Source organism: Dankookia rubra (assembly GCF_004355005.1).
In the GTDB taxonomy this organism is placed as follows: domain Bacteria; phylum Pseudomonadota; class Alphaproteobacteria; order Acetobacterales; family Acetobacteraceae; genus Paracraurococcus; species Paracraurococcus ruber_A.
On the sequence record NZ_SMSJ01000132.1, the window covers coordinates 1 to 11,045 of the forward strand.

The 11,045-nt window shown below is 65.2% G+C and carries 8 protein-coding genes; 3 read left to right on the forward strand and 5 right to left on the reverse strand.

The window, feature by feature from the left end; translation table 11 throughout:
• Positions 1 to 584: 584 nt before the first annotated feature.
• Positions 585 to 1,799, forward strand: a complete 1,215-nt coding sequence (locus tag E2C06_RS33225) for a serine hydrolase domain-containing protein (RefSeq protein ID WP_133292851.1) — start codon at positions 585 to 587, stop codon at positions 1,797 to 1,799.
• 94 nt (positions 1,800 to 1,893) lie between these two features.
• On the opposite strand, the gene E2C06_RS33230 is transcribed toward E2C06_RS33225, so the two are convergent.
• Complete coding sequence (locus E2C06_RS33230) at positions 1,894 to 2,904, reverse strand: methyltransferase (protein WP_133292852.1); 1,011 nt, start codon at positions 2,902 to 2,904, stop codon at positions 1,894 to 1,896.
• Positions 2,905 to 3,256: 352 nt separating this feature from the next.
• On the opposite strand from E2C06_RS33230, the gene E2C06_RS33235 reads away from it, so the two are divergent.
• Positions 3,257 to 4,081, forward strand: coding sequence for a methyltransferase domain-containing protein (locus E2C06_RS33235; RefSeq protein WP_133292853.1), 825 nt, complete (start codon positions 3,257 to 3,259; stop codon positions 4,079 to 4,081).
• Between the two features lie 56 nt (positions 4,082 to 4,137).
• Positions 4,138 to 5,442: a methyltransferase domain-containing protein gene (locus tag E2C06_RS33240; RefSeq protein ID WP_133292854.1), complete on the forward strand. Its 1,305-nt coding sequence runs from the start codon at positions 4,138 to 4,140 to the stop codon at positions 5,440 to 5,442.
• Between the two features lie 344 nt (positions 5,443 to 5,786).
• On the opposite strand, the gene E2C06_RS33245 is transcribed toward E2C06_RS33240, so the two are convergent.
• The 4 genes from E2C06_RS33245 to E2C06_RS33260 all read right to left on the reverse strand — a co-directional run bounded on the left by E2C06_RS33245 (position 5,787) and on the right by E2C06_RS33260 (position 10,119).
• Positions 5,787 to 7,220, reverse strand: coding sequence for a tetratricopeptide repeat protein (locus E2C06_RS33245; RefSeq protein ID WP_133292855.1), 1,434 nt, complete (start codon positions 7,218 to 7,220; stop codon positions 5,787 to 5,789).
• A gap of 866 nt (positions 7,221 to 8,086) precedes the next feature.
• Positions 8,087 to 8,263 (reverse strand): DUF2934 domain-containing protein, encoded by a 177-nt coding sequence (locus E2C06_RS33250; RefSeq protein WP_133292856.1) that lies wholly within the window; start codon positions 8,261 to 8,263, stop codon positions 8,087 to 8,089.
• 166 nt (positions 8,264 to 8,429) lie between these two features.
• Positions 8,430 to 8,609 (reverse strand): hypothetical protein, encoded by a 180-nt coding sequence (locus E2C06_RS33255; protein ID WP_133292857.1) that lies wholly within the window; start codon positions 8,607 to 8,609, stop codon positions 8,430 to 8,432.
• Between the two features lie 592 nt (positions 8,610 to 9,201).
• Complete coding sequence (locus E2C06_RS33260; protein ID WP_133292858.1) at positions 9,202 to 10,119, reverse strand: replication protein RepA; 918 nt, start codon at positions 10,117 to 10,119, stop codon at positions 9,202 to 9,204.
• Between the last annotated feature and the right edge of the window lie 926 nt (positions 10,120 to 11,045).

Below are 11,045 nucleotides of genomic sequence, written 5' to 3' on the forward strand. Positions count from 1 at the left end.
ACAACCCGTCACCTCCGCTTACCGCTGCAAACGATGGGCGCACGATTGCGCGACACCTACCGTTGAGTGCTCGTGGAGCTTTGCGCGATTGGGAGTACGACGGCCGCTTAGCGGCGGGACGCGGTGCGGGTCCGGAGCGCGTCATCCATCACTGATGCGAACGGCTCCACGAGAACCCTGCCGAAGGCGGCGTCCTGCTCGAGCATGGCTGCGCCCTCGCGACAGAGTTCGAGGTCGGCCATTAGGATGCTGACCAGCGCCGCCCACCGCCGCAGCCAAGCGGCAGGCCCCTGCCCTACCGCCATCGGACGCGATGGGCTTCCAGCCGCTTGCGCCAATTGCGGCACGCCTCGCCTAACACGCGGGAAAGGCAATTCTGGAGCGTGAAGTGCGCAGCGCCAGACATGGGTGCGGCGGAGTGAGCGCAACTAGGTTCAAAGCTGAATGGCGCAACTAAAAATACATACCATTTCATTTTTTGGGTGTTTTTCTCATATTTTGCATGACAATATCGATAAGGGCTTGACCGGAGACAAAACGAAGATGTCCATTGCCGCTATCAAAATGTAAGAGGGCGCGGACCGATGCGACGCCGCAGCATGCTTGGCCTGCTTTTCGTGCTTGTCGCCATCGTCTGCCCGATGGCGCAGTCGCACCAGCGGCCCGTTGAGGCAGCGCTGCAGGAGACGATCGACACCTACCTCGCCGAGCGCCGGGAGGCGGAGACGATCTCCGGCGTCGCCCTACTCGTGGATCATGGCCGCGGACATCCAATCGAGGTTTTCACTGGTACGAACGGCCGCGATGGCACACCCATAGACGAGAACACGCTCTTTCAAATCGGCAGTAACACCAAGCATTTCACGGCGGCCCTTGTCCTGAAGCTCGAGGCCGCGGGGCTGCTCAACATCGACCAGACAGTGGGCGACTGGCTGCCGCAATACCCAGCTTGGGCCAAGGTGACGATCCGGTCCCTGCTGCACATGACCGCGGACATCCCAAACTACTCGGAGACAATCGAGATCGGTGGGATCATGGCCAGTGACGCGCAGAGCCGGCTCACGTACGAGGAGCTGATCGCCGCCGTCTATGACAAGGACCTGCCACGCAGCTCCGGCTGGTTCTATTCGAACACCGACAGCATCCTTGCCGCGCTCATCATTGAGGCGGCATCTGGCATGTCCTACCGGGAGGCACTGCGAAAGCTCCTGCTGCACCCGCTACGTCTGAACAACACCTTCTATTCTGACGGCCGCTACCCGAACCGGGTGCTCGCCCGATTGCCGGTTGGCATCTACAACAACCCAGCCTGTCTGCTGTACCAACCGACGCCCTGCACGGAGACGACGCTGGCGCCACTGCTTGGGCAAGACGTCAGCACGGACAGTCTCTCCTGGGCAGGGCCGGCAGGCGGCATAATCTCCAATCCGCGCGATCTAGCAAAATGGATCCGTGCGCTCTTCTCGCTGCGGGTGCTCCCGCAAAAGCAGTTGGACGAGATGACGCAGCTCGTCTCGCAGCGGACCGGCTTGCCAATCAAGGACACCTCAGCGGCCGATCCCCTTGGCTTCGGCTTCGACCTGGGCCGAGCCTACCAAGAAGAGTTGGGTGGCTCCTTCTGGTTCTACCAGGGAACCACCTTGGGCTTCCGTGCGGTCTTTGCATACTGGCCGCAATACGACCTGGTCATCACTGCCGCTACCAACAGTCAGCCACCTGAGGACGAGGATCAGTTCCTTCCACGGGTGGTGGGGAAAGCTTTCAAAGTACTGCAGCAGGCCGGTGTGTCCTCCCGTTGATTGCACGGGCGGTTTCTTTGAGGACCTGCACCACCCGGAAGCGCCAGCCCTCGACCTGGGAATGGGGCTTTTGAGAGTGTCCCCAAGTACCGCGTCAGATTGGCGCAGCCTCGATGATGCAAATCGGCGTCCCTGTGCGGGTAACGGCGTCCAGGCGGAAACCCGCATCGGCGAGTAGGGTGGCGAACTCCTCTCTGGCACGCTCCCGCCCACCCGTCACCGTCATCATGAACAGGTCGAAGAACTTGGCTTCGAGGTCCTCGTTCGGCGGCGCGACCAGTCGCTCCAACACCAGCAGCTTGCCCTCAGGCCCGATGAATCGGCGACAGGCCTGGAGGATGGCCCGTGCCTCCGCATCGTCCCAGTCATGCAGAACGGTCTTGAGCAGGTAGGCATCGCCGCCTTCCGGCACCCGTTCAAAGAAGTTGCCGCCGACCACCTCACAGCGGTCCGCGACACCAGCCTCTCGCAGCACCGCCGCCGCCCCAGCGACGACCCCCGGTTGGTCAAAGAGGACGCCGCGCACCGACGGGTGGGCGGCGAGAACCGCGGCCAGCAAGGCGCCGTGCCCACCGCCGACATCAATTACGCAGCGGAAGCGCGAGAAATCATAGGCTGCGACGGTAGCTTGCGTCATGCGCCGTGACATACCGGTCATGGCGCGGTCGAAGATGGCGCCCTCTTCGGGATGGCGCGAGCGGTATTCCCAAGGGTCCGCGCCATGGACATGGCGAAAGGGGGTCTCGCCGGTCTGCACGCCGTGCAGGAGGTCGCCCCAGGCCGACCACTGGTAGGGGCGCCCGACGAACTCCGCCCACGGCCCGAGGGTGCGATCCGCATCTGATCGGAGGCACTGGCCTATGGCCGTCAGCGAGAAGCGCCGGTCCGCGTCCTCATGGAACACGCCCGCGGCTGCGAGGGCGCGTAACAGCCGATAGAGTGATCCGGGGTGGACGCCAGCTTTGGCCGCGATGTCGTCGCTGTCGCGTGGCTCGTCCCCGAGGAGGTCTGCGATGCCGAGCGTCGCTGCGACATAGATGGCTTGCGAGACCTGGTAGCCGTTAGTCAGACGCATGAGTTCGGCATAGGGGTTTTGCCCGCTCATATTTTCCTCCCATCCCGTGGTAAGCGTTCGATGCCCACCTGGCCTCCCACTCCTGAACGATCCCACACTCAAGCCGAAGAGCGCAAAAGTAAGAGGCGTGGCCGAGGCTCACACCCGTACCCTGCTACGCGACTACGGCGGGCTTGGTGGCCTGGAAGCCGGGATCTCCGGCCGGGCTGCCCGACTAGTACATGGACGGCAGCAGCCTGCGCTCACAGGGTGCTCGGCACTATGCCAGGCCGAGCCGGGTGCCATGCCATCCGTTCTGGCCATGGTTCACGATCAGGATGGCTTTGCGGCTCTGGCCCAGTGCGGTTAGCGTGCTGGATGTTCCTCGTCAGCGGAGGGCGCCATGACGACCAAGTCCGCGGTTTACGTCTTTGGCGGCGAGCGGGACGAACTTGAACGGCTGCTCGGCCAAGCCGAGGACTTAAAGCCCGAGTCATCGTGGCTGCTGGACCAGATTGGCGTTGACCGCGGCTGGCGCGCAGCCGACATCGGCTGCGGGCCGATTGGGATCCTCGACATGCTGTCGGAGCGCGTGGGCCCCGAAGGTGCGGTTGTCGGGGTAGAGCGTGAGCCCCGCTTCGCGGCGATGGCACGCGCTGAGGTCGGGCAGCGTAGCCTAAGAAATGTCTCAATCGTCGAGGGAGACATGCTCGCCGCCGGGCTGGAAGAGGGCTCCTTCGACCTCGTGCACGAGCGGCTTGTCCTCATCAACGTTCCCCAGAGCAATCAGCACTCCATTGTCGCGGCAATGCTCCGGCTCACGCGTCCCGGCGGGATCCTCGCCGTCGAGAGCTGGGACCGCGCGTCCCACGTCTGCTACCCGGAACACCCAGCGTGGCGGATCCTCAACGACGCCTACCGCGAGGCCGTGCGGGCAACGAACGGGGACGGAACTAGCGGTCGAACGCTACCTTGGCTTCTCCGGTCGGCTGGTGTGACCGATGTCCGCACCAAGGTTCATGTCCGGGCTGTCGAGGTGAGCGATCGTCGCCGAACCCACCGACTCGGCATCCTCGATGTGGCGAAGGCCAAGATTCTGGCCGCGGGGCGCCTGAGCGAGACGGAGTTCGACGCCCACAGGACCTCGCTCGCCGAGCATCTCGCAGACCCCGACACGCTGCTGATTGACCAGCTCTTCGTCCAGGCGTGGGGCGTGAGGCCGGGCTGACCGCCCCACGCTCTCGCGCCATCTGCTTGGCCGGCCCAAGCTTCAGGGGGGATACAATGACCGGGGAACCAACCCTTGCCGATCACCTCGCCTCCCTGTGGGATCACCTCGGTCTCAGGACCGCGCATGTCGCAGCGCAAATCCCAGCCGACCTCAGTGGTTTCGTGAGCCAGTATCCGGAGAGGATTGCCAGCCTGCTGCTGTGCGAGGCACCGGGCATCGACCCCGCGCCCCTCGCCGCCCTGGCAACGCGGATGGCGCTGGTCGCGGGCGACGCGGGCCTCTCGGGCAAGGCCGCCGACGCTGCCGCGCCGCAGCTTCCGGGATGCCGTCGGGTCGCGCTAGCTGGCTACGGCGAACCACTCTGGGCGGACAGCGTGTCCCACCGGACGGGGGAGATCGTCGCAGCCTTGCGCGACCTGCCCGGCGAGGCTTCGGTACCGACCGCCGCCGCGGACCGCGGCAGCCACGCCGGCATCACCTACCGCATCCACGGCGCTGGCCCCGCCCTGGTACTGCTGCCGCTCCTCCTCGCTCCCTCGCAGTGGGACGCCGCCATCCCCCACCTGGCCCAGCACTACTCCGTCGTCGTGCTGGGCGGGCGCCACCTGAGCGGGGTTGCACTGCTGGAGGACCGGGCCGCAAGCCCGAGCTATGCGGGCATGGTGAGGACGATGCTTGATGTGATCGCATCTGCAGCAGGCGAGACGCTCCTGGAGGTCGGCTGCGGCTCCGGCGCGCTGCTCCGCTTGGTGGCGCGTCATCTCGGCCGCGCCAATCCCCTCACCGGCGTGGACCTCAACCCGTTCCTGCTGCGCGAGGCGGCGGTGCTGGCCGAGGAAGACGGAGTGGCGGGACGGATCAGCTTCCGGGAAGGCAACGCCGAGCGTCTGCCATTCGAGGACGGCAGCTTCGGCCACGCCTACAGCGTCACGGTGCTGGAAGAGTGCGACGCCGACCTCGCCCTGCGGGAGCTCCGGCGCGTGGTAAGGCCGGGCGGGCGCGTCGGTGTGATCGTGCGCGCTGCCGACATGCCGCACGCCTGGAATGTGGAGTTGCCCGAGGCGCTCCGCCTCAAGGTGGAGAACCGGCCGCCCCTGGTGGGCCCGCGCGGGGTTGCAGACCGCAGCCTCTACGCCCGCATGGGTGCGGCCGGCTTCGAGCAGCTGACCTGCTTTCCCATGCTGGCCTCTTTCGACCGGGTTGACGGCTCGTTCTTCCGTTTTGGCGAGGGGCGCGTCCTGGCGCAACTGAGCGCCGAGGAGAAGCCGGTGTGGCAGGCGGCGCGGCAGGCCGCGCTGGATGCCGGCGTGCTGTTCATGACCGGGCCGCACCACTGCGTGGTCGGCCGCAAGCCTTAAGCATAATGGGTAGGCGGACCGCCTGTCTCGCCACTTGGCATCCCGCCGCTCCTCACCGATGTGCCGGCAGAGGTCTGGAAGGTGTTGTTTTCGAGTAGCGAGACCCTGTGGCGGCCAGGCCCGTACGGCAATGATTTCGCCCGATCCGGTTCACGCGGCGCCCCGATAGCCGTTGAAGGCGGTCGGCGGCCTCGTACCGGAGGGAAGCGCCCGGCAGGCATCGCGGACTGATCCCTATCGCGCTTACTCCGGGCTGCGCAACCACCTGGACGCGCATTGTGTTTCAGTCCGCGATCCTCATCCTTCAGTTCGCTTTGGCGTCACGATAGCCTGGGTTCGGCTCCTCAGCGTTTTACTAAAAATACGCGCGCCCGTTCAGTTTCGGGCAAGCCCGCATCAGCGCGAGGGGCGATTTCCAAAAGCTGTTCATAGTACCGCCGCGCCACGTCTTGCGCACCCGCCAGTTCGGCCGCTCGTGCGGCGCCATGGACGGCGCGGAACCGGCGCGGCTCCGTCTTCTGCACCGCCTCGAACTCGCGCAATGCATCGGCCGGTTGATCCATCAGGAGCAGCATCTCGCCGAGCTGCTCTCGAGCCGGCATCAGCGGTCCCGGCGTGACTGGGTGCTTATCTGTACGTCCCTCTCGCTCAGCAGCATCGCGCAACAGGGCCAAGCCTTCCTCACGCCGGCCGCGGGCAAAGGCGGTCCAGCCTTCCGCGGCGAGATGAAGGATCTCTGTCTGGTCGGCCCAGTATGGGTCGGCCGAACGGAGCGCTGCGGCAGCGGTCTTCAGGGCCTCCAGGTCGGCAGTTGCCGCCTCTGGGCGGCCTGAGCGCGCAGCGCCGACCGCGCGGGCGAAGCGGGTATTCGCTGCGACCAGTGGCGCCGTCCGCCGGCTGTCCAGTTCCAGGCTGGCCGCCTCTTCCCAAGCGCTGCGCTCCAGGGCGTAGCGTGCCGGCATCACCGTGAGCGCCCAGGCAAAGAGTGGTACAGGCGCGTTCCAGTCGGCAAAGCGGGGCAGCTCAGCCAGGACACGCCGAGCCGCCTCGGGCTGCCCGGTCTGCAGATAGCCGTAAACCAAGTAGTCGAGCGCATGGATCTCGTCGAAGGTCGATTTGCGCGCACGCGCAGTTTCGGCCGAGCGGCGATTAGTTTCGATCGACTCCTCCCAGCGCCCCACGCGGGTGAAGATGTGAGATGGCATGTGCAGCGCGTGCGGCGCGTCCGCAGCAAGGCCGGCGTAACGCTCGGCAGCAGGCAGGCCACGCTGCGCGAGCGCAGGCGTGTCGTAGGTGTGAATTAGATAGTGGGCGACGCCCGGATGCTGCGGCTGGCGGAGAGCCTCACGCTCCAGGATCTCCGCGGCCTTGAGCTGCTTGGCGTAGGTCTTGTCGGTAGGCGAGGCGGCGACAGTCAAGGAGAGTGCGTACTGTATCGCTATCTCCGAATCATCCGGGAAGCGGGCGTGGAGGCGTTCCATCGCCTGCTCGTAACGCACCACGCGGGCCCGGTGCATCGCCGGATCTTCGTTGCCGTAGAGCTCGGAAAGGGCATCAATGAGACCAGCTTCGCGCTCGCTCTTGGTTCCGATGCGCCGCGCCTCGGCCAGCAGAGCGCGACCTTGGCGCAGGTTCGCCGCGCTGGTGACGGTGAATGGGTTCACCAGCAGCGACATAGCCTCGCCCCAGTATCCCATAACGCAGGTTGGGTCGCGCTCGCGGACGCGGCGGAATGCCTCTCCGGCGGCCTCGTACCAGAAGGAATGCTGCAGCTTCATTGCGTCGTCGAAGGAAGCCTGTCCCTCCGGGGTACAGCTGACCGGGAAGTGCACCTGGCCAAGTGTGGCCGGAGCGGGCGAGGCCCCTCCATGTGCGTGGCCGTGCTGGTGCTGCTGAGCTAGCCCGAGTGCCGGGCCGAACATGAGACCGAGGGCGAATGCCCACCGGCTGGTTTGGGTTCGCATTGTCTCCTCCCTGGCCGGGCAGCTTCATGCGGGCACCTCGGCGCCGGCAGGATATACATCCCGGAAGCCACGACCCAAGCTGAATAGGGTGGTATGTTCATGATCAGGCGACACCGGTGCCGCCAAACCAAGTTCTAACCAACTTAGATACAGTGATTGAGGGAGGACTTACGATAGGTAGCGTCCTGTCGCTTCTCGCCACCGCCGCGTTAATCCTATCGAAACGCCACTCCGGGTGATCATTTTCGTATCTCCGCGCATATCTTGGGTTGATGATATGGCGGCATTACTGTCCGGCAGAGCAGGTCAGCTCATCTCCTGGCGGCAGCTTTTTCGTGCTGCCCTTGCTCCCCTCCCCTGCTGGCTGAGGCCGGCCATTCGCACCTTCTATACCGCCATTCCGGCAGGAGCTCAGCGCAGTTGGGGAGCAGATTGGCTGGAAGCGGCCCATGCCTTGCCTGCAGTCGGTTGTCCTCCGGGGAAGTCGGCCTGCTTTCCGCCCTGAGCCCTGGTCAGCGATCCCTTCTGGAGCCCGAGCGTATGATTGTGGCAGCCCTCTCCTAACACGCGGGAAGCGCGAAGATCGCGTGTTAGGAGAGGGGTAGCGAGACGCCACCGCCTTCCACTGCCGGCGTGCCACCTTTAGGCCAACACGACCATCTATTCCCAGTCTAGGGCACTCAGAGCGGCGGGTCGGCTACCATGTCGGGGCTCCTGGGGTCGTCCTCCGCCTCAACGAACCGGCGGGCCCGCTCCCAATATTCGTCCGCTTGCCCCTCAGGACGGCCGTCTTCTTCCCAGAGCGCGTAAGCGCGTTCGCGGATTCGGGTTTCGAAGTCGTTCTTGGTTTCGGACATCAGATCTCCTCCTAGATGCTGAGGATGACGGCCAGGCCGATCGGATGGCGTGACGCCATAAGCACAAAGCTGAAGTGTTCACCTGCTGCGTGGTCTGGCACAGATCAAGGTCAAGCTCCATGTTCGCTGCGGCCTACCACCCTGCCCCGAGGCATTGACGTTCCTGTCATTGCTGCTTGGTCGCCCCTGCTTTGTCTGGAGCCACATGTCTGAAGCCGATCGCGTCTTTTCCCGTATGACGGCGCCAAGAGCCCTCTTCTCCCACGAGGATAAGCAGTTCCTGCATGTCGCCTCGCGGCAGCGCGGTGCCGTCGCAGGCGAGAGCCGCGTGGTCGAGGTCATCCACCGCCGCTCAGGCCGCAACGCACCGCCGACGGAGCCAATATCTGCCGCACCCTGGCTGGAAGGGTTGCACAGCCGATCCGCCCCAACTCTGCCACCGGCTGAAGCGCCCGCTACGAGCCCAGTTTCCACCCCGCCGGTCGGCCATCTCATGCCAGGCTGGACACCGCTGCTGCCACCTCTCCCGCCGGTCGAATCCGCGGCCGAGATCCCGGCGGGTACTCATCCTCGGCGGCGAGTTGCCAAGCCGGAGCGGCTGGAGAATCAGCCAAGGTCGATCAAGCGTCTCTTTGCCGACCCCTTCGCGCCGGACGACACCGGAGCGAACTGCATCCGCTGCGGCTACCTCGTCCCGCCGGCACGGGAGAAGCGCGGCCTCATGACCTGCCTGCAGTGCCGATAACACGCTGGGTGCGGCAGCCATTTACGCCAGTGTGAATGCCACGCTTACTCGCGCGATCTACCGATGTGGAGCAAGCTGCCTCTTTGTCAGTGCAGTCAGTGATGGTCAGCGAGTCCTGGCCGCGCGCTAGGGTAGCTAAGCTACGCTTAACTGAGGAACATCTCGGGATCGCCCGGCCGGAGCGCCCAAGATGTCACAACGCGCCGGGGCTCTCCGTCCCGCCTACCATCACCAGGCGCTTCCTGACCGGCGGCTCGGAGTGGAAGAGCGTCATGCCGCCCTGATCGATCTCGAACTTGGCGTCCGGATATGCAGATCGGACCTGCCGCAGCATGGCGAGGAAGAACTCGCGGAACTTCCGGATGCGGGTGTAATCCTGCCCGAATTGCTCGTGCAACGCGGCCCAGGTGACGAACTGAGGCTTCCCCTCGGATATTCGGTGCAGCCGCTGGGCCAGCCAGCCGTAGATGTCGAGCGCCAGCGCCGAGTGCGCCAGGGCCGAGATGGCCCGCTCATCCAGCGGCACAGCGAACCGCGTCAGGTTGTCGTAGTAGTCGGCCGAGAGCTTCAGCACACTTGGCCAGAAGACCCGCTGGTTGTCCTCCCGGCTCAGCCACATGTCGAAGGCGTGCACGACCTGCGTGTTCATCTGGAAGGAGCGGTCCGAGTCGGCGATCCCCATGCGAAAGGTCGCTGCTGCCAGTGCCGAGAGCTGCGCCTTCAGGAGATTGGCTGTCCGGCCGTCCTGCGTCTTACCGCCCATCAGCCGCCGGAAAAAGGCGGTCATAGTGTCTTCGATCGGGATGATCGGCGACTGCCGACGCACGGCCTCGGTGTTCAGGTGGATCAGCAGCAGCCGAGCTTTTGGCCCGTAGGGCAGGCCTAGCTGGACGTACTGGCTGGTCTTCGGGTGCAGGGCCTTGCCCGCCTCCACCAACAGTCGCGCCCTGCCCTGCTGCCGCTCCCAGCTCAGCATACCCTCGGGCGGCTGGCTGACAGGAAGCGCGCACTGCGTCAGCACCGAGTGCTGGAAGGCCAGCTCCTCCGGCGGGGTGGTAGCGATCTCGCCGCCGAGGTTCAGCAGCCGCTGCTGGATAGGGTTCTTCGACACGTGCACGACTCCTTGCCGGCAGTGTTCCACAGCCGCCGCCGCTCACGCCAGAGCGATGGCCGTTGTGATATCTTGGGCGCCCCTTCCTGAGCTTCTTCCTGGGCCGTTTTCCACACCGACCGCCGGCCAATTACAGGAAGAGCTATAGGAATCTATTATAGGGTTGCGCCCATGATGACACGACGCTGACGGCCGATTCGCGCCCAGGATGACGCAATGCTGGCGCCCAAGATGTCTCGTGGATAAGTCGGCTTATTCCCGGCTGAACCGCCCCGGCTTCGCCGAAAACTGGTTTGCTTGAGTCACGTTGCTAGGTGCTCCCCAAAGACCTTGGTGACGTAGGCCTGCACCGGAGCGGCCGGCGCCGGCCTCCCCTCCCCTTCCGCAAGCACTACGCCACCGGCGTCATGGGTCAGGCGGATCTTCTTCCCGAGCAGGTGGGCGGTGTCCTACGCTCGATCGAGAGCAGCCGCTTTTGCATCCTTGGTATGGTCCCACTCCTTGGGGATCCCGAGCCGGCCGGCCTTTGGCACCCGCCGCAATGCCCACCACAGCGCTGGCGAGGCTTAAGGCGGTGTCGGGTGTGTGCCCGAGGCGCTCCGCCACCACGCTGGCCCAGAGGGTCAGAACGGGTGCCCGGTTGACCTTGATCGAGGACCTGCTGACCATTCGTATAAGTTCCAGGCAATCGCAGACAGCTGCAACAGGCGTTGATGATCGCCTGTGGCCGCCCGGCGCCAAGGGCGCGCTACTCGCATCCTAGGACGCTATCGCGCCAGCGATGTGGCTTTGCGGCGTGCTGGCATTCCAAGGCGCTAGGAGCCCGTCCCGGTAACCGGATTTTGGACTGATGCCGCTGGGGGCGGAGCGGCGCTCTTTCGATGTGCGCCGCCGCTGTGCGTCAGGCAGCGGCTGCCCTGGCGAGC